The 26782-nt window shown below is 63.1% G+C and carries 25 protein-coding genes; 17 read left to right on the forward strand and 8 right to left on the reverse strand.

The window, feature by feature from the left end:
• Positions 1-9: 9 nt before the first annotated feature.
• The 8 genes from JF539_RS18065 to hpaR all read right to left on the reverse strand — a co-directional run bounded on the left by JF539_RS18065 (position 10) and on the right by hpaR (position 9092).
• Entirely contained in the window at positions 10-1797 is a 1788-nt protein-coding gene (locus JF539_RS18065; protein ID WP_207142120.1) for a gamma-glutamyltransferase family protein, read from the reverse strand.
• 31 nt (positions 1798-1828) lie between these two features.
• Positions 1829-2710: an ABC transporter permease gene (locus tag JF539_RS18070; protein WP_207142121.1), complete on the reverse strand. Its 882-nt coding sequence runs from the start codon at positions 2708-2710 to the stop codon at positions 1829-1831.
• On the reverse strand, positions 2707-3654 hold the full coding sequence (locus JF539_RS18075) for an ABC transporter permease (RefSeq protein WP_207142122.1): 948 nt from the start codon (positions 3652-3654) through the stop codon (positions 2707-2709). The genes JF539_RS18070 and JF539_RS18075 overlap by 4 nt, the downstream gene beginning before the upstream one ends.
• A gap of 56 nt (positions 3655-3710) precedes the next feature.
• Entirely contained in the window at positions 3711-5216 is a 1506-nt protein-coding gene (locus JF539_RS18080; protein ID WP_207142123.1) for an ABC transporter substrate-binding protein, read from the reverse strand.
• A gap of 27 nt (positions 5217-5243) precedes the next feature.
• Complete coding sequence (locus tag JF539_RS18085; protein WP_207142124.1) at positions 5244-6344, reverse strand: ABC transporter ATP-binding protein; 1101 nt, start codon at positions 6342-6344, stop codon at positions 5244-5246.
• Positions 6341-7354, reverse strand: a complete 1014-nt coding sequence (locus JF539_RS18090) for an ABC transporter ATP-binding protein (RefSeq protein WP_207142125.1) — start codon at positions 7352-7354, stop codon at positions 6341-6343. Before JF539_RS18090 ends, JF539_RS18085 begins: the two co-directional genes overlap by 4 nt.
• Positions 7344-8060, reverse strand: a complete 717-nt coding sequence (locus tag JF539_RS18095) for a FadR/GntR family transcriptional regulator (protein WP_207142443.1) — start codon at positions 8058-8060, stop codon at positions 7344-7346. The genes JF539_RS18090 and JF539_RS18095 overlap by 11 nt, the downstream gene beginning before the upstream one ends.
• A gap of 567 nt (positions 8061-8627) precedes the next feature.
• On the reverse strand, positions 8628-9092 hold the full coding sequence (gene hpaR / locus JF539_RS18100) for a homoprotocatechuate degradation operon regulator HpaR (RefSeq protein WP_207142126.1): 465 nt from the start codon (positions 9090-9092) through the stop codon (positions 8628-8630).
• Positions 9093-9329: 237 nt separating this feature from the next.
• Here hpaR and JF539_RS18105 point away from each other — a divergent pair, with 237 nt between their 5' ends.
• The 17 genes from JF539_RS18105 to JF539_RS18185 all read left to right on the forward strand — a co-directional run bounded on the left by JF539_RS18105 (position 9330) and on the right by JF539_RS18185 (position 26781).
• Positions 9330-9719, forward strand: a complete 390-nt coding sequence (locus tag JF539_RS18105; protein ID WP_207142127.1) for a 5-carboxymethyl-2-hydroxymuconate Delta-isomerase — start codon at positions 9330-9332, stop codon at positions 9717-9719.
• Positions 9720-9729: 10 nt separating this feature from the next.
• A complete protein-coding gene (gene hpaE, locus JF539_RS18110; protein WP_207142128.1) occupies positions 9730-11241 on the forward strand; it encodes a 5-carboxymethyl-2-hydroxymuconate semialdehyde dehydrogenase in 1512 nt (503 codons plus the stop codon).
• Positions 11242-11304: 63 nt separating this feature from the next.
• Positions 11305-12285 carry a 3,4-dihydroxyphenylacetate 2,3-dioxygenase gene (gene hpaD, locus JF539_RS18115; RefSeq protein WP_207142129.1) on the forward strand — a complete coding sequence of 327 codons (981 nt, stop codon included), beginning with the start codon at positions 11305-11307 and terminating at the stop codon, positions 12283-12285.
• 10 nt (positions 12286-12295) lie between these two features.
• Positions 12296-13744 carry an NAD-dependent succinate-semialdehyde dehydrogenase gene (locus JF539_RS18120; protein WP_207142130.1) on the forward strand — a complete coding sequence of 483 codons (1449 nt, stop codon included), beginning with the start codon at positions 12296-12298 and terminating at the stop codon, positions 13742-13744.
• A gap of 11 nt (positions 13745-13755) precedes the next feature.
• Positions 13756-14631 (forward strand): fumarylacetoacetate hydrolase family protein, encoded by an 876-nt coding sequence (locus tag JF539_RS18125; protein WP_207142131.1) that lies wholly within the window; start codon positions 13756-13758, stop codon positions 14629-14631.
• Positions 14625-15425: a 2-oxo-hept-4-ene-1,7-dioate hydratase gene (gene hpaH / locus JF539_RS18130; protein WP_207142132.1), complete on the forward strand. Its 801-nt coding sequence runs from the start codon at positions 14625-14627 to the stop codon at positions 15423-15425. The genes JF539_RS18125 and hpaH overlap by 7 nt, the downstream gene beginning before the upstream one ends.
• 4 nt (positions 15426-15429) lie before the next feature.
• The gene (locus tag JF539_RS18135; protein WP_207142133.1) at positions 15430-16188 is read left to right on the forward strand and encodes an aldolase/citrate lyase family protein; all 759 of its coding nucleotides are present in this window, start codon (positions 15430-15432) and stop codon (positions 16186-16188) included.
• Positions 16189-16269: 81 nt separating this feature from the next.
• Complete coding sequence (locus JF539_RS18140) at positions 16270-17292, forward strand: TRAP transporter substrate-binding protein (RefSeq protein WP_207142134.1); 1023 nt, start codon at positions 16270-16272, stop codon at positions 17290-17292.
• Complete coding sequence (locus JF539_RS18145; RefSeq protein ID WP_207142135.1) at positions 17289-17786, forward strand: TRAP transporter small permease; 498 nt, start codon at positions 17289-17291, stop codon at positions 17784-17786. Before JF539_RS18140 ends, JF539_RS18145 begins: the two co-directional genes overlap by 4 nt.
• Position 17787: 1 nt before the next feature.
• Complete coding sequence (locus JF539_RS18150; RefSeq protein ID WP_207142136.1) at positions 17788-19098, forward strand: TRAP transporter large permease; 1311 nt, start codon at positions 17788-17790, stop codon at positions 19096-19098.
• Between the two features lie 39 nt (positions 19099-19137).
• Positions 19138-19992, forward strand: coding sequence for a 3,4-dihydroxyphenylacetate 2,3-dioxygenase (gene hpaD / locus JF539_RS18155; RefSeq protein ID WP_207142137.1), 855 nt, complete (start codon positions 19138-19140; stop codon positions 19990-19992).
• Between the two features lie 503 nt (positions 19993-20495).
• Positions 20496-21719, forward strand: a complete 1224-nt coding sequence (locus JF539_RS18160; protein ID WP_207142138.1) for a transporter substrate-binding domain-containing protein — start codon at positions 20496-20498, stop codon at positions 21717-21719.
• On the forward strand, positions 21716-22324 hold the full coding sequence (locus JF539_RS18165; RefSeq protein ID WP_207142139.1) for an ANTAR domain-containing response regulator: 609 nt from the start codon (positions 21716-21718) through the stop codon (positions 22322-22324). The genes JF539_RS18160 and JF539_RS18165 overlap by 4 nt, the downstream gene beginning before the upstream one ends.
• Positions 22321-23220, forward strand: coding sequence for an ABC transporter permease (locus JF539_RS18170; protein WP_419247690.1), 900 nt, complete (start codon positions 22321-22323; stop codon positions 23218-23220). Before JF539_RS18165 ends, JF539_RS18170 begins: the two co-directional genes overlap by 4 nt.
• A gap of 3 nt (positions 23221-23223) precedes the next feature.
• Complete coding sequence (locus JF539_RS18175) at positions 23224-24144, forward strand: ABC transporter permease (RefSeq protein WP_207142140.1); 921 nt, start codon at positions 23224-23226, stop codon at positions 24142-24144.
• 74 nt (positions 24145-24218) lie between these two features.
• Positions 24219-25841, forward strand: coding sequence for an ABC transporter substrate-binding protein (locus tag JF539_RS18180; protein ID WP_207142141.1), 1623 nt, complete (start codon positions 24219-24221; stop codon positions 25839-25841).
• Positions 25831-26781 (forward strand): acetamidase/formamidase family protein, encoded by a 951-nt coding sequence (locus JF539_RS18185; RefSeq protein WP_207142142.1) that lies wholly within the window; start codon positions 25831-25833, stop codon positions 26779-26781. Before JF539_RS18180 ends, JF539_RS18185 begins: the two co-directional genes overlap by 11 nt.
• Position 26782 lies beyond the last annotated feature (1 nt).

The raw sequence follows: 26782 nt of genomic DNA on the forward strand, positions 1-26782 counted from the left end.
GCACCGGGGTCAGCGGCCGATTGCGTAGGCCTGCATCAGGCGCGGAGTCGCGCCGGCCTTGAGCGTCCCGTCCTCCTCCCTTTTCGCGGCCGTCAGGCGGCCGATGGTCCAGTTGCCGGAGACCTCGACGGAATGGCCACGCGCCTTGAGCGCAGCAATGGTCTCATCGCTGAAGTTTCCTTCCGCCATCAGGTGACCCGGCTGGCGCTGTCGCGGATGGAAGGACGTCGGGAAATGAGTGGTGTGGAACAGCGGCTGGTCGATCGCCTCCTGCAGGTTCAGACCGTGATGGGCCAGGCGCAGGAAGAGTGACAGCTGCCACTGGTCCTGCTGGTCGCCGCCGGGCGTGCCGAAGGCGAGCGTCGGCCGGTCTTCGAAAAACGCGAGGCTGGGTGTCAGCGTCGTCCTCGGGCGCTTGCCCGGTGCGAGGCTGGTGGGAAGGCCTTCCTCCAGCCAGAACATCTGGGCCCGCGAGTTCAGGCAGAAGCCGAGCGAGGGAATGATCGGCGAGGACTGCAGCCAGCCGCCGGACGGGGTGGCGGAGACCATGTTGCCCCAGCGGTCGATGATGTCGATGTGGACGGTGTCGCCGCGCTTTTCGGAAAGATGCGCCATGGTTGGCTCGTAGAGGCCGGCGCTCGAGATGCCCGCCTTCTCGATCACCGCCATATTGCGTGCGACCTGATCCTCGTAGCCGGAAAGAACACCGGGGCGCAGATCGAAGGACGCCCGGTCGACGATCAGCTTGCGCCGCTCGGCGTTGTAGGCCTCCGACAGAAGCTCCTGCATCGGCACGTCGCAGAAGGCCGGGTCGCCGTAATAGACCTCGCGGTCCGCATAGGCGAGCTTCATGGCCTCGGTGACGTGGTGAACGAAATCCGGACCGGCGGGATCCATTGCACCGATGTCGAAACCGCGCAGGAGAGCGAGCGACTGAAGCAGCACCGGGCCCTGGCCCCAGGGGCCGGTCTTGGCGACGGTCCAGTCGTGGTACTCGTCGGTGAGCGGGTCTTCGTAGGTCGCGCTCCAGCTGGCCAGGTCGTCCGGCGTCAGCACCGCCTTGTGCTTTGCGCCCGAGCCGTCCATGACCTCAGCCGTCTTCAGGAAGTCGCCGATCGCCTCGGCAATGAAGCCACGGTAGAAGCAGTCGCGGGCGGCGTCGATCTGCGCCTCCCGGCCACTGGCACCTTCGGCCTCCTTCAGAAGCCGCTTCCAGGTTTCGGCGAGCACCGGGTTGCGGAACATCTCCCGGGCCTCTGGCGCGTTGCCACCGGGAAGCCAGGTCTCGAAGGATGTCGGCCATTCCGTTTCGAAGAAATCCTTCAGCCCGGCAATGGTCGAGGCGGCGGCCGGCAGCATCGGCTGGCCGTTTTCGGCGTAATAGATCGAGGGTTCCAGCACGTCGCGCAGGCTCAGCGTGCCGCGGTCGCGCAGCATCAGCATCCAGCCGTCGAAAGCGCCGGGAATGACCGTGGCGAGGAGACCGTTGCCCGGAATGAGATTGATGCCTTCCGCCTTGTAGTGGGCGATGGTCGCTCCTGCCGGTGCCGGCCCCTGGCCGCAGAGCACCCTGGTTTCGCTCCGTTGCGCGTCGTGGAAGATCACCGGCAGGTCGCCCGCCGGACCGTTCAGATGCGGCTCCAGCACTTGCAGCACGAGACCGGTCGCGACGGCGGCGTCAAAGGCATTGCCGCCCTTTTCCAGCATGCTCATGCCGACGGCGCTTGCGATCCAGTGGGTCGAGGCGACGACGCCGAAGGATCCGGTAATCTCGGGGCGGGTGGTAAAGGTAGTCATCAAGGATACTCTTCGAGGTTCAAAAAACGTGTCAGGATTCGCGCGGGTCGAGCGCGTCACGCAACCCGTCGCCGAGAAGGTTGAAGCCGAGGACGACGAGGAAGATGGCTGCGCCCGGCCACCAGGCCATCCAGGGGGCCTGGGTCATGAAGTTCTTGGCGACATTCAACATCGAGCCCCAGCTGGGGGCCGGAGGCTGCTGGCCGAGCCCGAGGAAGGAAAGACTGGCTTCGGCGATGATCGCGGTCGCGACCGTCAGCGTCGCCTGGACGAGGACGGGGGCGAAGACGTTCGGCAGGATGTAGCGGGCCATGATGGCGAAATGAGTCAGGCCGACGGCGCGCGCGCCTTCGACATAGTCTTCCGTCTTGACCGCCAGCACCTGGCCGCGGGTCAGGCGGACGAAGATCGGCATGGCCGAAAGACCGATGGCGATCATTGCGTTGGTCAGGCTCGGTCCGAGAAAGGCGGCGAGTGCGATTGCCAGAATGAGAAAGGGCGTTGCCAACAGGGCATCCGTCACGCGCGAGATGGTCTGGTCGATCCAGCCGCCGAAATAGCCGGAGATCAGGCCGAACGGGACGCCGACGCAAACGGCGATCAGAACCGAAACGACACCGGCGAGCAGGGAAGCCTGGGCGCCCCAGATCATGCGGGACAAGATATCCCGGCCGATTTCGTCGGTGCCGAGCCAGTGGGCGGCGGAGGGAGCCTTGCGGACGGCGGTCCAGCTCGTCGCGGCCGGATCGGCGATCGGCAGGATCGGTGCCGCGGCGGCAATTCCAATGAAGAAGATCACGATGACGAAACCGAAGAGTGCGCTCCTGTTGGTCTTCAGCTTCTTCCACGCCCGGTTCTCCGGCCGAACGGCTTCTTCTTCGACAGTTTCAGAGGTAGCAATCGAGGCGCTCATAGGCTGCTCCTCATGCGCGGATTGAGAAGGAAGTAAAGAACGTCGGCAATCAGGTTCATCAGGATGAAGCCGGCGGCGGTGCACATGACGATGCCCTGGACGACCGCGTAGTCGCGGGTGAAGACAGCGTCGACGATGAGTTTGCCGAAGCCCGGAATGGTGAAGATCTGTTCGGTCAGGACCGCCCCGGCGAGCAATTCGCCGAACAGCAATGCGCTCAGGGTCACGATGGGCAGAAGCGCGTTGCGAAAGGCATGCTTGAGGATGACGGTCTTTTCCAAAAGCCCCTTCGCTCTCGCGGTGCGCACGTAATCGGCCTTCAGCACCCCGAGCATGGCGGAGCGTGTGTGACGCATCAGCGTCGCTGCCAGCGCCGTGCCAAGGACGAAGGCGGGCATGATCATCGTCTGAAACGATTTCAGCGGATCGACGAAGGGGCTTTCGTAGCCGGAGGCCGGCAGCCAGCCGAGATGCACGGAGACCAGCATGATCAGCATGATTCCAAGCCAGAAATTCGGGATCGACAGGCCCGAGAGCGCGACGAAGTTGGCGACGTAATCGATCACCGTACCCTTCTTGACCGCCGAGAGAATGCCGGCGGGAATGCCGATGGCGAACGCAATGATCATCGCCATGGCTGCGAGCTGAATGGTGACGGGAAGCTTGTCGGCGATCAGTTGCGTGACCGGCTGGCTGGTGCGCAGCGAAATGCCGAGGTCGCCCTGCAGCATGGCCTTCATCCAGTAGAAATACTGGTAGATGATCGGATCGTTGAGCCGGTATTTTTCCCGGATGAATTCGAGAACCTGGGGATCGCGTTCCTCGCCCGCGAGCACAAGCGCCGGGTCGCCGGGCAGCAGTTTCTGCAGCACGAACACGAAGACCGAGACGAGGAGAAGCGTCGGAATGGCGATGACAAGCCGGCGCGCGATATAGGACAGCATTCAGGCGTTACCCGGTTCGTGCGGGACCCGGCTGACCGGGTCCCGCATTGGCTGGTTTATTTGAACTTGACGTTCTCGAGGCGGATCATGCCGTCCGGATAGGGGGTGAAGCCGTCCAGCTTGCCGGAAAGCGCCCAGATCCAGGTCGGGTGGTAGAGATAGACGATCGGCAGCTCGTTGATCAGGATATCCCGGGCCGCGTCGTATTTTTCCTTGCGGGTCGCCGTATCGTTGCTCTGCCGGGCTTCATCGAGAAGCTTGTCGACTTCCGGGATACACACCTTGCTGTCGTTGATGCCGCCCTTGCAGGTCATGAACTGGTGGATGTTGCCGTCCGGATCGACGCGTCCGGACCAGCCGACCTGGCTTGCCGTGTAGTTGCCCGCGGACTGATCAGCCAGGAGGCTGGCGAATTCCATCGACTTCAGCTTGACATTGAAGCCGGCCTCGGCGGCCATGGCCTGCACGACCTGCATCATCTGGGTCTGGACCGGGTTGTTCGCCACCTGAACCTCGACGTCCAGGCTGTCGTAGCCGGCTTCCTTCAGAAGTTCCTTGGCCTTGGCGACATCGCGGGCCGGAACCGGGTAGTCCTTGTCGTACCAGGGGCTGGTCGGCGGGAAGGGCTGGTTGCCGGGCGCGAAGGCGCCTTCGAAAACCACCTGGTTGATCGCGTCGCGGTCGAGCGACAGGCTGAAGGCCTGACGGATCTTGGGATCGTTACCGAAAGGGTTGTCGCCGCGCTCTCCGTTGTTGAGGTTCACGGTGATGCCCTGGTAGCCGAGGCTGACGGCTTCGGCATAACCGAGGCTGCCGTCGCCCTTCACGGAGGCGACGTCGGTGGCCGCCAGCCGCTCGAGCATGTCGATGTCGCCCGACCTGAGGTTGGCGAGGCGTACGGTCGTGTCCGGGATCGGCAGGAAGGTGACCGTGTCGAAGTTGATCGCATCCGCGTTCCAGTAATCGGCGAATTTCTCAAGCACGATACGGTCCTGCTGGACGCGTTCGACGAACTTGAAGGGGCCGGAGCAGACCGGCTTGGCGCCGAATTCGGCGCCGGCCGCTTCCGCTGCCGTCGGCGAGATCATCATGCCGGACCGGTCGGCGAATTGTGCGAGCAGGGTCGCGTCCGGCGCGCCGAGCGTGATCTTGACCTGAAGCGGGCCGGAGACCTCGACGGTCTCGATCGACTTCACTTCACTCTTGCGCCGGCTTTCGGGAAGGGTTTGCGAGCGTTCGATGTTGGCCTTGACGGCCTCGGCGTCGAAGGGGGTTCCATCATGGAAGGTCACCCCCTCGCGCAGGTCCATGGTCAGGACCTTGCCGTCGTCGGACCAGGACCATCCGGTGGCGAGCTGCGGAATGATCTCGAGGTCTGGGGTGATGTCGACCAGCTTGTCGCACAGCGAGGTGTAGACGATACGTCCGACAAAGGTCCGGGACTGATCCGGATCGAGCACATCGGCATCGTCCTGCAGGCCGATGCGCAAGTCGGCGGCCTGGGCCGCGGTGGCTAGTGTCGTGGCGCTGAGTAGTAGCGCCGCCAGTAGTTTGTTACGCATTGTTATACTCCTCTCGGAAGGGTCTCTTCAGATGTTTCCGGCCGTCGTCGGCTCTTGTTGTTGACTTCTCTCTCGGAACAGCGCGAAGCGCTTCGCAGCGGTGTCGCTGCGCGGCGGTTCTCGCACGGCGCTTTCGGCGGTGTCCGCAATCTCTTTCCAGTGGTGGCAGGCGACGGTCCGGTCGCCGCCCGCCTGTCCCAGAACCGGTTTCTCACTGACACAGAGATCCGTGGCGTGGGGGCAGCGCGGATGAAACCGGCACCCCGAGGGCGGATCGAGCGGCGAGGGAACATCGCCGGTCAAGGTGGCGTTCATCGACCGGCCGTGCGGCGAAGCGATCGGGATTGCCCGCATCAAGGCCCGGGTGTAGGGATGGAGGGGCCTGTCAAAGAGGTCGTCGTTGCCGGCGAGTTCGACCACCTCGCCGAGGTACATGACGGCGATACGATCGCTCATGTGCCGGATGACGGCCAGATCGTGGGCAATCAGGATCAGCGTCAGATCGAATTCGGCTTTCAGGTCTTCCAGAAGGTTGATGACCTGTGCCTGGACGGACACGTCGAGTGCGGAGACGGGCTCGTCGCCGACGATCACCTTCGGACCGCTGGCAAGCGCCCGGGCAATGCCGATACGCTGGCGCTGACCACCGGAAAATTCATGCGGATAGCGGTTGGCGAAGGCCGCGCGCAGACCGACCTTGCCCAGCAGTTCGGCGACCTTCCGGCGACGCTCGGCCCGGGTGAGGCGCGTATGCACCTTCATCGGTTCCTCGATCAGGGCGCCGACCGTCATGCGCGGATTGAGCGAGGAAAACGGGTCCTGGAAAACGAACTGGAGATCCTTGCGAAGGCGGCGCATGTCGGTTTCCGACAGCGTCGAGATGTCGTTGCCTTCATAGAGCACCGCGCCGTCGCTGGGGTGCAGCAGGCGAACGAGGAGGCGTGCGAGGGTCGATTTTCCGCAGCCGCTTTCGCCTACGATGGAAAAGGTTTCCCCGCGCCGGATCTCGAGCGAAACCTCATTCACCGCGCTCACGAAGGACGCGGTGCCGAAAAGCGTTTTCTTGCCGGGAAAACGCTTGGTGACCGCACGGGTCTCAATGATCTTTTTCGCCGTGGGCAGGCTCATGTCGCCGCCTCCGCGAACGAGATCTCAAGAGGGGCATAGTGGCAGGCCGTCCGGTGTGACGGGCCAAGCTCGTCAAGGTCGGGGCAAGCGGTCATGCAGTTTCCCTGCATGAAGGGACAACGGGGCGCGAAGCGGCACCCGGCCGGCATGCGGTCGATCGTCGGCACCATGCCGCCGATTGTCGTCAGCCGTCCGCTCCTGGGGCCGACCGAAGGAATGGAGCTCATCAGGCCGATCGAGTAGGGGTGCTGCGGATCGTCGAAGACCGCGCCGACGGGACCGTCCTCGACCACCTTGCCCGCATACATGACACAGACCCGGTCGGCGATTTCCGCCACCACGCCGAGGTCATGGGTGATCATGATCAGCGCCGTGCCGGTTTCCTTCTGAAGCTCCGCGATCAGGTCGACGATCTGGGCCTGAATGGTCACATCCAGCGCGGTGGTCGGTTCGTCGGCGATCAGGAGCGCGGGGTCGTTGGCAAGCGCCATGGCGATCATGACGCGCTGGCGCATGCCGCCGGAAAGCTGGTGCGGATAATCGTTCAGACGCTTTGCCGCTGCCGGAATCCGGACCCGGTCCAGCATTTCCAGCGCCCGCTGCCTTGCCTGAGACCGTGACACCGGTTTATGGCGCAGGACGACCTCCGCGATCTGGTCGCCGATCCGGTAGGACGGATTGAGAGAGGTCATCGGCTCCTGGAAGATCATGGAGATCCTGTCGCCGCGAAGGTCCGCCAGGGGGCGTTGAGCCATCGTGAGAAGATCGCGACCGCCGAAGGTCGCCGTGCCGGACATCACCCTTGCGACGGAGCGCGGCAGCAGTCCCATCAGCGAAAGGGCGGTGACCGACTTGCCGCAGCCGCTCTCGCCGACGATGCACAGGGTCTCGCCGGGACGAACCGCAAAGGAAACGCCGTCGACGATGTTCGCCGGCGTCCCCTTGAACCGCAGGGCGAGGTCCCGGACGTCCAGCACCGGGCCGTCTGTTTCTGCTCCGTCAGTCGGCATCCGCGGTCTCGGTTTCGCTGTGGTAGAGGAGCCGTTCCTGCAGCGCCAGCAAATGCGCGCGCATCGCCCGTTCGGCTTTCAACGGGTCACGGTTTTCGATGGCCCCTATGATATCGACATGCTGGGACCGGTAGAGCGTGATCGCATCCTTGGTCCGGACCGCCTCGCGCACATGCCGCCACGCGGCATCCTGCCGGACCCGGTCGACGACATCGAACAGTGCAAGGTAAAGCGTGTTCTTGGCGGCGCGTGCGATCGAGCGATGCAGGGCGCTGTCCCAAAGCTCTCGGCTGTCCATGTCTCCGGCCTTGGCGACGCGTGCCGCGAGATCGCGCATGGAAGCGATGTCGCCCGGCGTCGCACGAAGGGCGGCCAGCCGGGCGAGGGAGGGTTCGATCTGCAGGCGAACTTCCATGACCTCCAGCATGTTGGAGTTCTCATGCAGGGTGAGGATCTGTTTTTCCGGCTGTGCGGGTTCGCTGCCGATGAAGGTGCCGGCGCCCTGACGGCGCCAGATCTTGCCCTCCGTCTCAAGCACTTCAAGCGCGCGGCGGACCGCGCGGCGACCGACGCCGATTGTCTCGGAGAGCTCGCGTTCCGTCGGCAGTTGCTTGACGCCTTCCATGGAGAGCTGGTCGACGATGATCCGAAGCCGTTCCAGGGCCAGGCTCGAATTGCGTTGCGAGGGCTTGTCGGTGTCTTTCATGGCCTGATAGGTGAACCAATTTGAATTGGTTCCTATCTTGTCGCCATGTTTTTGGATCCGCAAGACTGTTTTGTGCGTTTTTAGGGAGCGGCCGGAAGCCGCCCTCTATCGACCGGATTTGAAGCTGAAAGACCGGGAAATCTGGCCTTAGCTCCCTGAAATCCCGAAACTATTCGGGTTTCTTTCAAGCCTCTGCGCCACGGGAACGGCTTGTTTTGCTGCGCGTGGCTGAAATTTATGCAGGGGAACAAATTTTAATCGGTCCCTCTTTTTCAAGGTGTGCCCACGCTTGAGCGGGCGAAGGTGCCGGGCGCCGCGCCAGGACAACTCGACAACACGGGAGGTTCTGGCCGGGGTTCATGACGATTTTCAAAGTCTTTTGCCCGAGCCGACCGAAGTCCGACGGTTGCGGGATGAATGCGGAATTGGTTCAAACTTCCGCTGTTCGCGGGCAGGGACTCGGTCCGGTTTGAACACCGGTGCTCCCTCGTTCAAGAAACGGAAGTTCTTTGTCCTTGAAAGCTTTCACGGCAATCTGAGCGAAGATCAGGTCGTCTGCGCAACCGATCAGCGTCTGGTCTCGAGCGCGTGGAGCAGGGCCTGAAGGTCCTCCAGAAGATGCGCGAGCCGCTCCCGGCCGACCGCTTCTTCGATGTCCGCATAGATCCTGGCGCTGGACGGGGCGACCGTTTCGATGAACAGGGCGCCCTTTTCCGTCAGCTTGACGAGATTGCGCCGGGCGTCCGAGGGATCTTTCTTGGTGCTGACGAAACCGCGGCTTTCGAGTGCCTTGAGCATGCGCGTCAGGGAGGGTGGCAGCACGAGCGCCATGACGGCAAGACTGGAGGAATCCGTCTCTCCCCGTTCCTGCAGGATCCGGATGACGCGCCATTGCTGCTCGGTGATTTCATGCGCGTTCAGGATGGGGCGGAACCTGTCCATGACGCTTTCGCGGGCGCGCAGCAGGAGAATCGGGAGGGTTCGACCGGTCTGGGCCAGGCCGAAGCCGTCTTTCACGATTTGATCCTTCATCTTCTCCCCCTGCGCGAGCAATGCCCCAAAACGATTTGCCCGGAAAGAATGTTTCTATCGAAACGAAATTGTTTTGGCATCCAATTTCTCATGGATTTCCGCAGCTTAAAAATTTACTTGATCATTAACGCGTTAATGATATGGTCGTGCCAACAAATTGACCGAGGCAAGCGGGAGCCAATTCCCGTTTCCGTACAAGTAGGTCGTTAACACGTTAACGGATTCTGGGAGGAAACCGTGCCCCACTTGTTGATAGAGTATTCCGCTGGCCTGGAAGGCCGCGCCGATGTGGCTTTGCTGTGCAAGCGCCTCTACGAGACGATGGCGGCAAACGACATCTTTCCGCTCGCAGGCATCAGGGTGCGCGCCTACCGCGCGGACCATGCCATCGTCGCCGACGCTTTGCCAGAGAACGACTTCGCGGCGCTGACTCTGAATGTTGGCGCCGGGCGCAGCGTCGATGTTCTCAAGGCTGCCGGAGATGAACTCTTCGCCGTCGCACGGGAGGTTCTGAAGGAACCGCTGGCCACCCCCCATTTCGCCCTTTCGCTTCAGATCCGGGTCGCCGACCCGGAGTTGAGCTGGAAGGACACGCCCATTCACGCCCGTCTGTCGGGCCGGAAATGAAGGAACGGACATGGACGTCTTGAACGAAAACCTCAACCGCGCGAACGCCTATCTGGCCAGGTTTCGGGACAACGGTGTTTTGAACCACATCGGTGGGGAAAGCGTGCCGGCGCTGTCCGGCGAAACCTTTGAGACGATCTCGCCGGTGGACCTGAAGCCGCTTGCCCAGGTCGCCAAGGGCGGGGCTGCCGATATCGAGCGGGCCGTAGACGCGGCCTCCGAAGCCTTCAAGACATGGGGAAAGATGCCTGGCAAGGAACGCCGCGCGATCCTGATCAAGGTCGCCGAAGGCATCGAGGCACGGGCGGAGGAAATCGCCTTCACCGAGTGCATGGACACCGGACAGGCCCTGCGCTTCATGTCCAAGGCGGCTCTGCGCGGCGCAGCCAATTTCCGCTTCTTCGCCGATCAGGCGCCGACTGCTGAAGACGGGCTCGCCCTGCGCAATCCGAACCAGTTGAACGTGACCTCGCGGCGTCCGATTGGCCCGGTGGGTGTGATAACGCCCTGGAACACACCGTTCATGCTGTCGACCTGGAAGATCGCTCCGGCACTGGCGGCCGGCTGCACGGTCGTGCACAAGCCGGCTGAATTTTCGCCGATGACCGCGAAGCTGCTGGTCGAGATCGCCGAGGAGGCCGGCCTGCCCAAAGGCGTGCTGAATCTCGTCAACGGTTTCGGCGAGGATGCCGGCAAGGCCCTGACGGAGCATCCGAAGATCAAGGCTATCGCCTTTGTCGGTGAAAGTCGCACGGGCAGCCTGATCATGGCGCAGGGGGCAAAGACCCTCAAGCGCGTTCATTTCGAGCTCGGCGGCAAGAACCCGGTCATCGTGTTTGACGACGCCGACCTGGAGCGGGCGGTCGACGCGGCCACCTTCATGATCTACTCGCTGAACGGCGAGCGCTGCACCTCGTCCTCGCGTCTCCTCGTGCAGGACACGATCTATGACGATTTCACCGCGAAGGTCGCCGAAGTCGCAAAGCGCATCAAGGTCGGCCATCCGCTCGATCCGGAAACGGTGGTCGGTCCGCTGATCCATCCGGAACACGAATCCAAGGTCCTGAGCTACTTCGACAAGGCGCGCGAAGAAGGCGCGACCATCGCCGCGGGTGGAGAGAAAGCGGGCGAGGAAGGCTGCTTTGTCCGCCCGACGCTCTTCACCGGCGCAACCAACGACATGGCGATTGCCCAGGAGGAAATCTTCGGTCCCGTTCTGACCGCGATCCCGTTCAAGGACGAAGGCGAAGCGGTCGAGATCGCCAATGGTGTCGAGTACGGTCTGGCCGCCTATCTCTGGACGGTCGATGTCGGCCGCGCGGTCCGCATGACCGACGAGCTGGAAGCCGGGATGATGTGGGTGAATTCGGAAAACGTCCGTCACCTGGAGACGCCTTTCGGCGGCGTCAAGGCGTCCGGCATCGGACGCGACGGCGGCGACTGGTCGTTCGACTTCTACATGGAAACGGTCAACGTCTGTTTCCCGCGCACCGATCACAAGATCCCGAAACTGGGCGGCTAAAGCCCCAAACGGGCGGCGCCCGCGCCGCCATTCGCGACCCTATAATCTATCAGGTAGGAAACGATGCCCATTCCGGCCCCGAACCTTTATCCGCCATTCAACATTATCCGTCTGAGCCACGTTGTCTTCGGTGTGAAGGACCTCGCCGCCAGCCGTGCGTTCTATGTGGACACGCTCGGTCTCCAGGTGACCGACGAGGACAGCGAAACCATCTATCTGCGCGCGATGGAAGAGCGCGGCCATCACTGCATGGTCCTGCGCAAGGACGACACCTCCGAAGTCCGCAGCCTGGCGTTCAAGGTGTTCGACGAAGCCGAACTCGACAAGGCGCATGACTGGTTCAAGGGCAAGGGCCACAGCGTGGAATGGGTCGAGCGGTCCTTTCAGGGCCGGACCCTGCGCACCCACGACTGCTTCGGCATGCCCATCGAGTTCTATTTCAAGATGGACCGCCTGCCGCCGATCCATCAGCAATACGCGCTCTACAAGGGCGTGAAGCCGCTGCGCATCGACCACTTCAACTGCTTTGCCTCCGACGTTGACAAGGCGGTGGCCTTCTATAACGAGATGGGCTTCCGGGTGACCGAATACACGGAAGACGAGGAGAGCGGCAAACTCTGGGCGGCCTGGACCCACCGCAAGGGCGGGGTGCACGACATCGCCTTCACAAACGGTCTCGGCCCGCGCCTGCACCACACGGCCTTCTGGGTGCCGACCCCGCTGAACATCATCGATCTCTGCGACCTGATGGCGACGACCGGTTATGTCGCCAACATCGAGCGCGGCCCGGGCCGGCACGGCATTTCGAACGCCTTCTTCCTCTATATCCTCGACCCGGACGGTCACCGCATCGAGATCTATTGCTCCGACTACCAGACCGTCGATCCGGACCTGGAAGCAATCAAGTGGGACCTGAAGGACCCGCAGCGCCAGACCCTTTGGGGTGCCCCAGCGCCAAGGTCCTGGTTCGAGCATGGCTCCACCTTCCAGGGTGTCGAGCCGGTGAAATCGGAACTGGCGGCAACGCCCATCGTGGCGCCGTGAGGACAGGCGAATGACACTGTCATCCGAACTGATGCGGGAAGCCGCCCTTGTCGGCGGCGACTGGATCCCGGCGGGCGAGGGCGCGATCCCGGTAACCAATCCGGCGACCGGCGAGATCATCGGGCATGTGCCTTATCTCGGCGCCACGGAAACGAAAGCGGCCATCGCGGCGGCGGCCACGGCTCAAAAGGACTGGGCCGCGCGCAGTGCGAAGGAGCGCGCGCTGGTGCTGCGCCGCTGGTACGATCTGATGATCGAGCATGCCGACGAGCTTGCCCGCATTCTCACCATGGAGCAGGGCAAGCCTGTGGCGGAGGCCAAGGGCGAGATTCTCTACGGCGCGTCCTTCATCGAGTGGTTCGCGGAAGAGGCGCGCCGGGTCTATGGCGACGTCATCCCCGGTCACGCGCCGGACAAGCGCATCGTGGTGATCAAGCAGCCCATCGGGGTGGTTGCCGCCATCACGCCGTGGAACTTCCCGAATGCGATGATCACCCGCAAGGCCGGCCCGGCACTGGCCGCCGGCTGCGCCATGGTGCTGAAGCCCGCCAGCCAGACGCCATTCTCCGCCATTGCCCTTGCCGTGCTGGCGGAAAAGGCCGGACTTCCCGCCGGGCTCTTTTCCGTTCTGACAGGTTCGGCGCGCGCCATCGGCGGTGCCATGACCGGCAGCGAGACCGTGCGCAAGCTGACCTTTACCGGCTCCACCGAGGTCGGCATCGAACTGATGCGCCAGTCGGCTCCGACGGTGAAGAAGCTCGCGCTGGAACTGGGTGGCAACGCGCCCTTCGTCGTGTTCGACGACGCGGATCTGGATGCCGCCGTGGAAGGCGCGATCATCTCCAAGTTCCGCAACAACGGCCAGACCTGTGTCTGCGCCAACCGGCTTTATGTCCAGGACGGCGTTTATGACGCCTTCGCCGAAAAGCTCGCTGCGAAACTGGCGACGCTCAAGGTGGGTGACGGTCTGGACGAAGAGACGGTGTTCGGGCCGTTGATCGACGATGCCGCGGTCGCCAAGGTCGAGGAACATATCGCCGACGCCACCGGCAAGGGTGCTGCTGTCGCGCTTGGCGGCAAGCCGCACGCTCTCGGGGGGACCTACTTCGAGCCGACCGTTCTGACCGGGGTAACCCAGGATATGGCGGTGGCGAAGGAAGAGACCTTCGGTCCCGTCGCGCCGCTTTTCCGGTTCAAGGAAGACGCGGAGGTGGTCGCGATGGCCAACGACACCGAGTTCGGTCTCGCCTCCTACTTCTACACGCGGGATCTCGCCCGGGCCTGGAAGGTCGGCGAGGATCTCGAATATGGCATGGTCGGCATCAACACCGGCCTCATCTCCACAGCCGAAGCACCGTTCGGCGGCATCAAGCTCTCGGGGCTGGGGCGCGAGGGATCGCGCTACGGCATCGAGGAATTCACCGAAATCAAATATCTCTGCTTCGGCGGGATTGCCTGAGGAGGCCAGTCATGGACATTCCCGCACGTATCGCCGCTTTCCGCGTCAATGGAGCCGATCGGTACGGCGTCGTGACCGATGAAGGTATCGTCGACCTGACCCAGGAATTCGGCGCCCGCTTCAAGGGCCTGCAAGAGGTGGTCGAGGCCGGTGCCCTGGAAGAGGTCATCGCGGCGGCGGAGGGGCGCAAGCCGACGTATGACGAGGCCGACGTCGACTACCTGATCCCCATCGCCCACCCGGAAAAGCTCATTTGTATCGGGGTGAATTTTCCCGACCGCAACGCCGAGTATAAAGACGGTCAGGCACAGCCCACCAAGCCGTCGATGTTCATCCGCTTTCCGCGCAGCTTCACCGGTCACGGCCAGAACCTTGTCCGTCCGCCGGAATCGGAGCAGCTCGATTATGAAGGCGAGGTGGTGATCGTCATCGGCAAGGCCGGTCGTCGGATTGCGAAGGAAGATGCCTTCGACCATATCGCGGCGCTGACGCTGTGCAACGAGGGGACCATCCGCGACTGGGTCCGGCATGCCAAGTTCAACGTCACCCAGGGCAAGAACTGGGATTCGACCGGAGCGATCGGCCCGTGGCTGGTGCCGTTCCGGGACGCTTCCCAGCTTGAGGACATCGAGCTGACAACGCGGGTCAACGGCGAAGTGCGCCAGAACGATCGCACCTCGAACATGATGTTCGATTTCCGCTTCATCGTGAACTACGTGTCCACTTTCTGCACTCTGGTCCCCGGCGACGTGATCGTGTGCGGTACGCCCACGGGCGCGGGCGCGCGCTTCGATCCGCCGATCTGGCTGAAGCCGGGCGATGTGGTCGAGGTCGAGGTCGAGGGCATCGGCGTTCTGCGCAACGGCGTGGAGGACGAGGTATGCTGATCGCGGCCCAGATCGAAGATGCTGCAAGCGTGCTGCTGGAGGCGGAGGCAAGTCGTATCCAGACAGGGCTGCTGTCCCAGAAATTTCCCGACATGACGCTGGATGATGCCTATGCGGTCCAGACGGCGCAGATCGGCCGGAAACTGGCGGAAGGACGCCGGATCATCGGCTGGAAGATCGGGCTCACCTCGAAGGTCATGCAGGCGGCACTCGGCATCGATACGCCCGACAGCGGGGTTCTCTACGACGACATGCTGTTTGAGGACGGCGGCACGGTGCCCGCCGGCCGGTTCATCCAGCCGCGCGCCGAAGTGGAGATCGCCTTTCTGATGAAAGACGCCCTTGAGCCCGATGCGACGCGCGAGGACGTTTTGGCGGCGACCGAAGCCGTGGTGCCCTCCATCGAGATCCTCGACACGCGGATCGTCCGTCAGGATCCGGAGACCGGCGCGACCCGCAAGATCTTCGATACCGTTGCCGACAATGCCGCGAACGGCGGCATCGTGCTCGGCGCGCAGCGGGAAAAGGCTGAGGCGCATGACCTGCGCTGGACCGGCGCCATCGTCTCGAAAAACGGCGAGGTCGTGTCCACCGGGCTCGGGGCCGCCGTCCTCAACGATCCGGTGATGGGACTGGTCTGGCTGGCGCGGCGCATGGGGCAGTACGGCCAGAAGATCGAGCCGGGCCAGGTCGTCCTCTCAGGCTCCTTCATCGCGCCGATCGAGTGTCCGCCCGGCACCTTCATCGAAGCCGACTTCGGCGGCTTCGGTTCCGTTTCCATCAACTTCGGGTAAATCAATGCCTGCGCCTCACAACAGCTTCAAGGCCCGGCTCAAGAGCGGGGAAACGCAAATCGGCCTCTGGCTCGGACTTGGGGATCCGTCCGTCGCGGAACTGGCGTCCCATACGGGGTTCGACTGGCTGGTCATTGATGGCGAGCACGGGCCGAACGGATTGCGCGATGTCCTGGCCCAGCTCCGCGCTATCGGCGACCGCTGCTCTCCCGTCGTCCGGGTGCGCAACGACGACCGGGCCGAAATCAAGCAGATGCTGGATGTCGGGGCACAGACGCTCCTCGTGCCGATGATCGAAACCGCCGCGCAGGCGGCGGAGGTGGTTCGCTCGATTCGCTACGCGCCGCGGGGCGCCCGAGGTGTTGGCGCGGCTCTGGCCCGTGCGAGTTCCTACAACGCCATTCCCGATTATCTGCAAACGGCGGAAACCGAACTCTGCCTGTTGCTGCAGGTCGAATCCACCAAAGGCATCGAAGCCCTGGATGACATTCTTCAGGTGGAAGGTGTCGACGGCGTTTTCATCGGTCCGGCGGATCTTGCCGCCGACATGAACCATCTGGGGAAGCCCGACGCTCCCGAGGTGCAGGCGGTCGTCAACGACGCCCTGACCCGTATCCGCGCCGCCGGCCGTGCCGCCGGCATTCTGACATCCAACCGGTCGCTCGCGGCCGGCTACCAGGACATGGGGGTCGAGTTCCTGGCGGTCGGTTCCGATGTCGGCGTGCTCATGGGCGGGCTGAAGGCGCTTCGGTCCGCATTCTGAATTTCTGCCGGCGGCGGGCTTCAAGGGGCTGCCGCATCGTTCACCGGACGGTTTGACCGTCGCACCCTCTGGGAGGAAGACATGAAATTTTTCAAACGCACTCTTCTGGCCGGGGCCGTACTGGCCTCGGGACTGATCGGCTCGCCGGCCTGGGCCGCAACCGAACTTGTTCTGTCGAGCTGGCTGCCGCCGCGCCATCCGCTGGTCGTTGGCGCGATCAAGCCGTGGGCCAAGCAGGTCGAGGAAGCGACGGAAGGCCGTGTCAGCGTCCGTGTCCTGACCAAACCGCTCGGTGCCCCCCCGGCGCATTTCGACATGGCCAAGGACGGTGTCGCGGACATCACCTACGGCCTGCACAGCTTCACCAAGGACGACAGGTTCCTGCGCTCCCGGGTCGGCCAGTTTTCCTTCCTGGGAAACGATGCGGTCGAGGTCTCGAAGAATTTCTGGACCGTTTATAACGGTCAGCTCGACGCGGCCGGGGAACATGAGGGCACGCATATTCTGGGTCTCTTCACCCACGGCCCCGGCGTTCTCCTTTCGAAGGGCTGGCATTTCGACGAGCCCGGCCAGTTCCAGGGGTTCAAGGTACGCACGCCGGGCGGGTACCCGGCGGACCTGATGTCCGGTGTCGGCGCGACCACGCTGTTCATGTCCTCCGGCGAGGTCTACGAGAAGCTTACTCGCGGTGTCATCGACGGCATCTGCATGGCGATGGATGCGGTCCGGGCGTTCAAACTCGACAAGCACATCACGGATGTCATGACCGTGCCCGGCGGACTCTACAACACGTCCTGGTTCCTTGTGATCAATGAAGGCAAATGGGAAGGCCTGTCGGCGGAAGACCGGGAAGCGATCATGTCCGTCTCCGGGCTGGCCTTCAGCGAACTGGCGGGCAAGGCCTGGAACGAGGCTGACGCCAAGGGGCTGGACGCCACGGAGAAAGCCGGGATCGACGTTTACGCGGCGCCTCAACCCGTTTTGAGCAAAATCGTCGAGGTTTCCAACCCGATCGAAGCCCAGTGGGTCGAAGCCGTCACGGCGCAGGGGTTCGACGGCGCGGCCGCATTGAAGGCAATGCAGACCGAAAAGCCCGGATCATGACCGCACAAACCGCCTTGCCGAAGCCCCTTACGGGGCTTCGGGTCCTGGTCGCCAGGATCCTTCCCGCCGTCGCGGCGGGACTGATCCTGGCCATGGTTGCCGTGACCGTGGTCGATGTCATCGGTCGCTACATCTTCAACGCGCCGCTGTCCGGAGCGTTCGAGCTGACCCAGGTCCTGCTGGCGGGGCTGGTCATGACAGGTCTGCCGATCACCACGCTCAAGGGCGGTCATGTCGAAGTCGACATTCTGTCCGGCATGTGGTCGCCGACGACGAAGCGGATCGTTTCCGCCTTCGGTGCCGGGGTAACCTCGCTGGTGCTCTTCGCGGTGAGCTGGACCCTGGTTCGGCACGGAACCGCGCTTTTCGGCGATGGCGCGACCACCGTCGAATTGTCCCTGCCGCTTTGGCCCGCCGCGGCCCTCGGGGCGTTCACCTTCGCCGCCAGCGCGTTCACAGCGCTGCTTCCTAGCCAACTCGTCCGGAGATTCTGACATGGCCGGCCCGCTTCTCGCCATCGCGATCCTGCTTGGACTGGCCATGTTCCGCGTGCCCATCGCGTTTGCCATGATCGTTGTCGGCGGTGTGGGTTTCGCAATGATCCGGGGAACGGATGCCGCCCTTTCCATGGTCGGAACCACCGCGTTCGACACGATCTTTTCCTATTCGCTGTCCGTGATCCCGCTGTTCATTTTCATGGGCAACCTGCTGGCCCATTCGGGCGTCGCGGGAGGCCTGTTTTCCGCGACCCAGAGGCTCGTGCGCCGGCTGCCGGGCGGCCTTGCGATGGCCGCCGTCCTGAGCTGCGGCGGTTTTTCTGCTGTCTGCGGATCGTCTCTGGCGACCGCGGCCACCATGTCCAAGGTGGCGATGCCGTCCCTGCGCAAATTCGGTTACGCCGACAGCCTGTCTTCGGGCGCGATCGCCGCGGGCGGCACGCTCGGCATCCTGATCCCGCCTTCGGTGATCCTGATCATCTACGGCATTCTCACCGAAAGCGATATCGGGCTTCTTTTCCTGGCGGGTATCGTTCCGGGGTTTATCGGGCTCGCGTTTTATGTCCTGGCCGTTGCCTGCGCGGTGAAGCTCAACCCGAAGCTTGCGCCGGCGACCTACGAACTGGACGACCAGCCTCTGGAAGGGCTTTACGGCGTGGTGCTGTCCGCCGCCCTGTTCCTTTTCATCATGGTGGGAATATACGGCGGGTTCTTTACCCCGATCGAAGCCGCCGGAATGGGGGCGGGGGCCGCTCTGGTGATGGTCTATGTCACCGGGCACGCGTCTCTGGGCGAGATCTGGAAATCGCTTCTGGAAACCGTCGAATCCACCGCGATGATTTTCATCATCGTCATCGGCGCCGAGGTGTTTTCCAACTACATCAATCTCGCGGGCCTGCCCGACGCGCTGGCCGGACTGATCTACGACACGGAGATGAGCGCCTGGATGGTGCTTGCCCTGATCATCGCCATTTACCTGGTGCTCGGCTGCGTGCTGGAAAGCCTGTCGATGATCCTCCTGACGGTGCCGATCTTCTATCCGCTGATGTATGAGCTCGACTTCGGAATGGAGCTGCTTTCCGATCCGGAACTCGTCCTGATCTGGTTCGGCATCATCGTGGTGGTCGTAACCGAGGTCAGCCTGATCACCCCTCCCGTCGGCATGAATGTCTTCGTCCTGAACGCGACGCTTCCGGACGTCTCGTTGAAGACCATCTTCAAGGGCATTTTGCCGTTCTGGGTCGCTGATATCGTGCGCATGGCGCTGTTGATCGCCGTGCCCGCCCTTTCACTCGCACTCGTAACCTGAAATCAACTGCAAGCACTGCCTTTTGAGGAGAAAGCGCAAATGGGTAAGATCGTACTGGCCGCCAAGGTCACCCACGTCCCGACCATGATCATGTCCGAGCAGGAAGGCCCGCTCAAGGGCGCTCGCCAGCCGGCCATCGACGGCCACGCGGAAATCGGCCGCCGCGCACGCGAGGCCGGCGCCGACACCTTCGTGGTGCTCGACACGCACTGGCTCGTGAACGCCGGCTATCACATCAATGCCAATCACCGGTTCGAGGGCCTGTTTACCTCGAACGAGTTCCCGCAGTTCATCAAGGACCTGCCCTACGCCTACGAGGGCAACGCGGCATTGGGCGACCTGATCGCCGAAACGGCGCGTGCCAACGACGTCTATACGCTGAGCCACCAGGTGGACAGCCTGGCGCTCGAATACGGCACGCTGGTGCCGATGCGTTTCATGAACGGCAACGCGGAACTGAAGGTCGTTTCCGTGGCCGCCATGTGCACGGTGCATTCCCAGGAAAAATCGCGGCGTCTCGGAGAATCCATTCGCGAAGCCATCGAAAAGTCGGACTGCAACGTCGCACTGATCGCGTCCGGGTCGCTCAGTCACAAGATCTGGCCGAACGACATCTATGCCGAAAACAACGGCACGTTCACCATCTCCTCCAAGTTCAACGAGGTGGTCGACCGCCGTGTGCTGGAGCTGTGGCAGAACGGCGAACACGAACTCTTCCTGCAGATGCTGCCCGACTATGCCGAATACTGCGACGGCGAGGGTGACATGCACGACACGGTCATGTTGTTCGGGGCACTCGGCTGGGACAAGTACAAGGGTCGCGCGGAAGTCGTCACTGAGTATTTCCCGTCGTCGGGCACCGGCCAGACGAACGTTGTCTTCCCGCTCGACTGATATTTTGACGGTACCGGGCACCTCGCGGGGGACGGCAACGCCCCCCCGATGCCCGATAAATGTGCGGCGAGGCGAATTGCGATCCGGTTGCCCGCCGACCGCCCGTCTGTCGCGGTCGGGAGTGGAACCCGCGGTCTCCGTGCTCGTAAATATCTTCGTTATTCCAGGTCCTTGTCCCAGAAAGAGGCCAGATCCGCCTTGTGACCTGGGACAGACCTGCGTTTTTTGGAGAGCGTTGTATGCGCTTTCCGACTGCAACGTCCGGGCGCATTCGACCGCGAAAGCTCTTGTTGTATAAATGAGCATGATGTTTTTTTGTGCTTTGGAGCGATTGACAAGAATGACTGTCTTCGCGATGCTGAAGGCAATATAGCGGCATCCGGCTCGCCGCACGGCAAACGCGCCCCGATTTCTCGCTCGCCTGACTGGTAGCGGATCGGGGTTTTTTTATGCCCTGAGCGACGTCGCGCCGGAGTTGACGGCAAGGGAAATGGGATCGAAGAATGTCGAAGACCGAACATCCGATCGGCGTATTGTTTTCCAGCACGGGGTCCTACTCGGTCATCGGCCGCGAGGCCTGTGACGGTGTGGCGATCGCCATCGAGCAAGTCAACGCTTCGGATCTCTTCGATTTCCGCTTCAAGCCGGTCGCAGCCGACCCCGCCGGAAAGGCGGAGCAATATGCGGTGCTGGCGCAGCGCATGATGGCAGAAGATGGCTGCCGGCACATTATCGGCTGCCAGACGTCGTGGAGCCGCAAGGAACTGCTGCCGGTTCTCGAGCGTTACCAGGGGCTGCTGTGGTATTCGGTTCCTTACGAAGGGTTCGAAAGCCATGACCGGGTGATCTATTCGGGCGCTTGCCCGAACCAGAACGTGGTGCCGCTGTTCCGCAAGATCATGCCTCAATACGGCAAGTGCGCGTTTCTCGTCGGATCCAACTACATATGGGGATGGGAGATGAACCGGATCGCCCGCGAGCTGCTGGCCGCGGAAGACGGGTCGGTTCTGGGCGAACGCTACGTTGCGCTGGGCGACATGGAGGTCGATCATCTTATCTCGGAAATCGCCGCGACCCGGCCGGACTTCATCTTCAACAATCTGATCGGTGTCAGCAGCTACGCGTTTTTGAGGGGCGTGCGCGAGCTGGGGTTGAGCGATCCAGCCTTCCGGCCCGATGTCATGCCTGTTTTGAGCTGCAACCTTACGGAGGCGGAACTTCCGATCATCGGTTCGGCGGCGGAAGGCGTCATTTCCACCGCGTCCTATTTCGAAACCGCCGATTATCCGCAGAACCGGGAATTCGTCCGGCGGATGCATGAAGCGCGCGGCGAGGACATGGGTGTTTCAGCCATGTTTACCGGACCGTACCAGTCGGTCTGGGCCCTGGCGCAGGCGATCAAGGCCTGCGGCACCGCGGAGCCCGATACGGTCCGCGACTTTCTGTCGACGATGCCGGTTCCGACTCCGGTCGGGCCGCTGGAAATCGACCGTGACACCCAGCACGCGACCCTGGCGCCCTTCATCGGGGTCGTCGAAGGATCGGGGGAGGCCGGTGCGTCCCGGAGGCAGTTCCGCGTTTTGAACCAGGACGCCAGGCGGTTGGCGCCGGACCCCTATCTGGTCAATTTCAACAGCGAGCGGAGCGAACGGCTGCGCAGCCGCCAGGACCTGGAGGCCGGAGGTCCGGCGTCCGGTGGGCGAAACTTTCTGAGGGTGGTCAAATGAGACTGAAGTCTTTCAGGACGCCCAATTTCCGGGGCTGGAACGCGGTTGTGCTGCACAGGCCGCATGCGGATCTGGAACGTCTGACGCGGCAGCTCGACCGGCTGGGCATGGAGGTGAGCTGTGTCTGGCCTGCGCTCGAGAAGGAACACCGGCAGGCGGATATCGTGCTGTTCGATGCGGACATGGGGCATGAGGAGCAGTTTCCCTGGCCGCAGAGCGAGTTGCCCATGCCGATGGTCGCCCTGATCGGTTCGGAGGCGCCGGGCCGGGTGGATTGGGCAATCCAGCGGGGCGCGGGCGCGCATCTGAGCAAGCCCATCGGATCGACCGGGGTCTTCGGCGCGCTCGTCGTCGCGGTGCGGTCGTTCCAGACGCATCGGGAGTCGGCTGCCCGGACTGCCGATCTGGAATCCCGGCTCGCGCGGCGGCCGAACGTCGTGGAAGCGGTGCTCTGCCTCATGGATCTCCATAAATGCGGCTCGGCGGACGCCTATGCGCATCTGCGGTCTCTTGCGATGACCGGGCGGGTAACGGTCGAAGACGCCGCGGATGCTCTCATCGAGCATGTCGGCAACCGGTCCGAACGGAAGCAGGGAAGAGAATGAGCGTGGGCGAAACGGCGGTTCAAGAAGCGGCTACGGCGACCGGGGAAAGGGGCGTGATGCAGCGCCTGTTCCGGCGCAAGACCGCTGTCTTCGCACTTGTCCTGATCGTCGTCATCGTCGGCGCCGCCGTCCTCGCGCCGCTGGTGGCTCCTTACGACCCCAATGAACAGTTTTTCGATGGACTGACCCTGGAGGGGGCGCCGTTGCCGCCCGGACCGCAGTTCTGGCTCGGTACCGATCTTCTCGGGCGGGACCTGCTTTCGAGGCTGATCTTTGGCGCGCAGACCTCGCTCATCATCGGCGTCGTGGCCAATGGCGTGGCGGCCGCCTTCGGCGCGCTGGTCGGAATTCTGGCCGGCTTCTTCCGCGGCTGGGTCGAGACGGTGCTTATGCGCTTCACCGACCTGATGATGGCGTTTCCCGCCCTTTTGCTCGCCATCACGCTGGCGGCCCTGTTCCGTCCCTCGCTCTGGATCGTGGCCATGGTGATCGCCATGGTGAACTGGGTGCAGATGGCGCGGGTGGTCTATACCGAAACCCGGTCCCTGTCGGAGCGCGAGTTCATCGTCGCCGAACGGTCGATGGGCGCGGGGACTTTCCGGATTCTGTTCCGCCACGTGCTGCCGCATCTGCTGTCGTCCATCGTGGTCTTCGGGACACTGGGGATCTCCACGACCGTACTTCTGGAAGCAACGCTGAGCTACCTGGGCATCGGCGTTCAGCCACCGACCCCGTCCTGGGGCAACATCATCTACGAGAACCAGACCTATTTCACCTCCGCACCCTGGCTGGTGTTCTTTCCGGGCATCGCCATCATCGCGCTGGCGCTCGGGTTCAATCTCCTGGGCGACGCCCTGCGTGAGGTGCTGGATCCGACCCAGAAGGGGAGGCACTGAGCCATGGGCAGCTATATCCTGCGCCGGGTCCTGCAGTCTCTGCTGATCCTCCTGGGCATCTCCTTCCTGACCTTCGTGCTGCTCTACCTGATCCCCGCCGACCCGGCGCGGCAGATCGCCGGCCGGAGCGCGACCGCCCAGACGGTAGAGAATATCCGCGAGCAGCTCGGGCTGAACCTGCCCTTCTACCAGCAGTATTTCCGCTATCTCACCGGGTTGGTCCAGGGGGACCTTGGCCGCTCCTACCTTCAGAAGACCGAAGTCGGAGAACTGATCGCCTCGCGCCTGCCTGCAACCCTGCTCCTGATGCTCGGGGCGATTGTCTGCGAGCTGGCGATCGGACTGACCATGGGACTGGTCGCGGCCTTGCGCCGGAACACGGCGGCGGACACGAGCCTGATGGTTCTGTCTTTTGTCGGTGTGTCGTCGCCCCAGTTCGTGATCGGCATCCTGTTGCTCTATGTCTTCGCGGTGCAGCTCGGCTGGTTCCCGATCGGAGGCTACGGCACGTTCAGGCACATGGTGCTGCCGTCCCTGACGCTCGGTTTTCTCGGCGCCGGCTGGTACTCGCGCATGATGCGGTCTTCCATGATCGACGTGCTGCGGCAGGACTTCATCCGCACTGCCCGGGCCAAGGGGCTGAAACGCTGGCAGGTGCTGTTCGGTCACGCCATGCCGAACGCGCTTCTGCCGATCATCGCGATGATCGGCATCGATATCGGACTGTTCATGAGCGGCATCGTCGTGGTTGAGAGCGTGTTCGGCTGGCCCGGCATCGGCCAGCTCGCCTGGCAGGCCATTCAGCGGGTCGACATTCCCATCATCATGGGCGTGACCCTCGTATCCGCATTCGCGATCGTGCTCGGCAATTTCCTCGCCGACATGATCGCTCCCCTGATTGATCCCAGGATCAAGCTGCGCTGACGCGCGGCACGAGCGCCGGAGCAAACGCCGTCAGAGCGGTCCGGCATATATCACCGTGAACCGGAGGTAATAGCATGAAGAAGTCTCTCCTGGCCGGGGCCGCGGCCTTTCTCGCCGCCACCGCCCTGACCCCCGCAATGGCCGACGACATCAAGCAGGGCGGCGAAATGATCGTCACCTACAAGGACGATGTTTCCACCCTCGATCCGGCCATCGGCTACGACTGGCAGAACTGGTCGATGATCAAGAGCCTGTTCGACGGTCTCATGGACTACGAACCCGGCACGACCAACCTGATGAAGGATCTCGCCGAGGACTACACGATCTCCGACGACGGCAAGACCTTCACCTTCAAGCTGCGCGAAGGCGTCAAGTTCCATAACGGCCGGGAAATGACCGCCGAGGACGTGAAATACTCCCTCGACCGGGTCACCAACCCGAAAACCCAGAGCCCGGGCGCCGGCTTCTTCGGCTCCATCAAGGGTTTTGACGCGGTCGCCGACGGCAGCACGGAAAGCCTGGAAGGCGTGACCGTGGTCGATCCCTATACGGTGAAGATCGAACTGTCCCGTCCGGACGCGACCTTCCTGCATGTCATGGCGATCAACTTCTCCTCCGTCGTGCCCAAGGAAGCCGTCGAGGAACACGGCGCGGACTTCGGCAAGCATCCGGTCGGCACCGGCGCGTTCTCCCTGGAAGAGTGGACCCTCGGCCAGCGTCTGGTGTTCAAGCGTAACGCGGACTACTGGCGCGCGGGCGTTCCGAAACTCGACCAGATCACCTTCGAGGTCGGTCAGGAGCCCATCGTGGCGCTGTTGCGTCTGCAGCGCGGAGAGGCCGACATTCCGGGCGACGGCATTCCGCCGGCGAAGTTCCTGGAAGTTACCAAGGACCCGCAATACAAGGACCTGATCATCGAAGGCGGCCAGCTTCATACCGGCTATGTCACGATGAACGTTGAGATGCCGCCCTTCGACAAGCTTGAAGTGCGCAAGGCCGTCAATATGGCGATCAACAAGGACCGCGTCGTGCGCATCATCAACGGCCGCGCCGTTCCCGCCAACCAGCCGCTGCCGCCGACCATGCCGGGCTACGACAACGACTACGAAGGCTATCCCTTCGATCCGGAAGGCGCGAAGAAACTTCTGGAAGAGGCCGGTCTCGGCGACGGCTTCGAGACGGAGCTTTATGTCTACAACACCGATCCGAACCCGCGCATCGCGCAGTCCATCCAGGCGGATCTGGCGGCCATCGGCATCAAGGCGGAAATCAAGGCACTGGCCCAGGCCAATGTGATTGCGGCCGGGGGCGAGCCCGACCAGGCGCCGATGATCTGGTCCGGCGGCATGGCGTGGATCGCCGACTTCCCGGATCCGTCCAACTTCTATGGCCCGATCCTGGGCTGTGACGGCGCGGTCAAGGGCGGCTGGAACTGGTCCTGGTACTGCAACGAGGAACTCGACAAGCAGGCCACCGCCGCCGACAGCATGACCGACCCGGCGCAGAAGGCGGAGCGCGAGGAAGCCTGGCGCAAGATCTTCATCTCGGTCATGGACGACGCGGCCTGGGCGCCGGTGTTCCACGAACAGCGTTTCACCATGCGGTCCGAGCGGCTGGGTGGCCCCGATGCCATCTTCGTCGATCCGGTCCACATTCCCGTCAACTACGATTACGTTTGGGCGAAAGATGTGCAGTAAGTGCGAAGCCGCATACACGATCCATGCGGCGCAGCATCATTTCGGCTGGGACAACTCGTTTGCCCCGGTCGAGACGGTGGCTCCGGGCACGGTCCTGGAATTCGAGTGCCTCGACAGTTCCGCCGGTCAGCTAACCCCGGACAGCACCGTCGAGGATGTTGCGACCCTGGATTTCGGCAAGATCAATCCGGTCAACGGCCCCATCTACGTGGATGGGGCCGAGCCGGGGGACGCGCTCGTGGTCAAGATCCACGAGTTCAAGCCGTCCGGTTTCGGCTGGACCGCCAACATTCCGGGCTTCGGCCTTCTGGCCGAGCAGTTCAAGGATCCGGCGCTGCATGTCTGGTCCTATGACAAGGACAAGCTGGGGACGTCCGCCTACGCCCCGTTCGGCAAGGTGCCGCTGAAGCCCTTTGCCGGAACGATCGGCGTGGCGCCGGCGGAAGCCGGTCTCCATTCCATCGTTCCGCCCAGGCGGGTCGGCGGCAACATGGACATCCGCGATCTGGCGGCGGGTACCACGCTCTACCTGCCGGTGGAAGTCGCGGGCGCGCTGTTTTCCATCGGCGACACCCATGCCGCCCAGGGCGACGGTGAAGTCTGCGGCACGGCCATCGAGAGCCCGATGAACACGGTGATCGAACTGGACCTGATCAAGGGCGCGGACCTGAAAATGCCGCGCTTCGAGACCCCCGGACCGGTGACCCGGCATCTGGACGAGATGGGCTATGAAGTGACGACCGGCATCGGGACCGATCTTTTCGAGGGGGCGCAGGCCGCCGTCTCGAACATGATCGACCTGCTGTGCGCCCGTCACAACTACAGTCCCGTGGAGGCCTACATGCTTTGCTCGGTCTGCGGCGATCTCAGGATTTCGGAGATCGTCGACCAGCCGAACTGGGTGGTGTCCTTCTACTTCCCGAAAGTGGTTCTGAACTGAC

Source organism: Roseibium aggregatum (assembly GCF_017309185.1).
Lineage (GTDB): Bacteria > Pseudomonadota > Alphaproteobacteria > Rhizobiales > Stappiaceae > Roseibium > Roseibium aggregatum_B.

What these genes read in the sequence shown, in the direction of transcription:
- JF539_RS18065 (WP_207142120.1), bottom strand. Translation starts at nt 1,797, where the DNA reads ATGACTACCTTTACCACCCGCCCCGAGATTACCGGATCCTTCGGCGTC.
- JF539_RS18070 (WP_207142121.1), bottom strand. Translation starts at nt 2,710, where the DNA reads ATGAGCGCCTCGATTGCTACCTCTGAAACTGTCGAAGAAGAAGCCGTT.
- JF539_RS18075 (WP_207142122.1), bottom strand. Translation starts at nt 3,654, where the DNA reads ATGCTGTCCTATATCGCGCGCCGGCTTGTCATCGCCATTCCGACGCTT.
- JF539_RS18080 (WP_207142123.1), bottom strand. Translation starts at nt 5,216, where the DNA reads ATGCGTAACAAACTACTGGCGGCGCTACTACTCAGCGCCACGACACTA.
- JF539_RS18085 (WP_207142124.1), bottom strand. Translation starts at nt 6,344, where the DNA reads ATGAGCCTGCCCACGGCGAAAAAGATCATTGAGACCCGTGCGGTCACC.
- JF539_RS18090 (WP_207142125.1), bottom strand. Translation starts at nt 7,354, where the DNA reads ATGCCGACTGACGGAGCAGAAACAGACGGCCCGGTGCTGGACGTCCGG.
- JF539_RS18095 (WP_207142443.1), bottom strand. Translation starts at nt 8,060, where the DNA reads ATGAAAGACACCGACAAGCCCTCGCAACGCAATTCGAGCCTGGCCCTG.
- hpaR (WP_207142126.1), bottom strand. Translation starts at nt 9,092, where the DNA reads ATGAAGGATCAAATCGTGAAAGACGGCTTCGGCCTGGCCCAGACCGGT.
- hpaE (WP_207142128.1), top strand. Translation starts at nt 9,730, where the DNA reads ATGGACGTCTTGAACGAAAACCTCAACCGCGCGAACGCCTATCTGGCC.
- hpaD (WP_207142129.1), top strand. Translation starts at nt 11,305, where the DNA reads ATGCCCATTCCGGCCCCGAACCTTTATCCGCCATTCAACATTATCCGT.
- JF539_RS18120 (WP_207142130.1), top strand. Translation starts at nt 12,296, where the DNA reads ATGACACTGTCATCCGAACTGATGCGGGAAGCCGCCCTTGTCGGCGGC.
- JF539_RS18125 (WP_207142131.1), top strand. Translation starts at nt 13,756, where the DNA reads ATGGACATTCCCGCACGTATCGCCGCTTTCCGCGTCAATGGAGCCGAT.
- hpaH (WP_207142132.1), top strand. Translation starts at nt 14,625, where the DNA reads ATGCTGATCGCGGCCCAGATCGAAGATGCTGCAAGCGTGCTGCTGGAG.
- JF539_RS18135 (WP_207142133.1), top strand. Translation starts at nt 15,430, where the DNA reads ATGCCTGCGCCTCACAACAGCTTCAAGGCCCGGCTCAAGAGCGGGGAA.
- JF539_RS18140 (WP_207142134.1), top strand. Translation starts at nt 16,270, where the DNA reads ATGAAATTTTTCAAACGCACTCTTCTGGCCGGGGCCGTACTGGCCTCG.
- JF539_RS18145 (WP_207142135.1), top strand. Translation starts at nt 17,289, where the DNA reads ATGACCGCACAAACCGCCTTGCCGAAGCCCCTTACGGGGCTTCGGGTC.
- JF539_RS18150 (WP_207142136.1), top strand. Translation starts at nt 17,788, where the DNA reads ATGGCCGGCCCGCTTCTCGCCATCGCGATCCTGCTTGGACTGGCCATG.
- hpaD (WP_207142137.1), top strand. Translation starts at nt 19,138, where the DNA reads ATGGGTAAGATCGTACTGGCCGCCAAGGTCACCCACGTCCCGACCATG.
- JF539_RS18160 (WP_207142138.1), top strand. Translation starts at nt 20,496, where the DNA reads ATGTCGAAGACCGAACATCCGATCGGCGTATTGTTTTCCAGCACGGGG.
- JF539_RS18165 (WP_207142139.1), top strand. Translation starts at nt 21,716, where the DNA reads ATGAGACTGAAGTCTTTCAGGACGCCCAATTTCCGGGGCTGGAACGCG.
- JF539_RS18170 (WP_419247690.1), top strand. Translation starts at nt 22,321, where the DNA reads ATGAGCGTGGGCGAAACGGCGGTTCAAGAAGCGGCTACGGCGACCGGG.
- JF539_RS18175 (WP_207142140.1), top strand. Translation starts at nt 23,224, where the DNA reads ATGGGCAGCTATATCCTGCGCCGGGTCCTGCAGTCTCTGCTGATCCTC.
- JF539_RS18180 (WP_207142141.1), top strand. Translation starts at nt 24,219, where the DNA reads ATGAAGAAGTCTCTCCTGGCCGGGGCCGCGGCCTTTCTCGCCGCCACC.
- JF539_RS18185 (WP_207142142.1), top strand. Translation starts at nt 25,831, where the DNA reads ATGTGCAGTAAGTGCGAAGCCGCATACACGATCCATGCGGCGCAGCAT.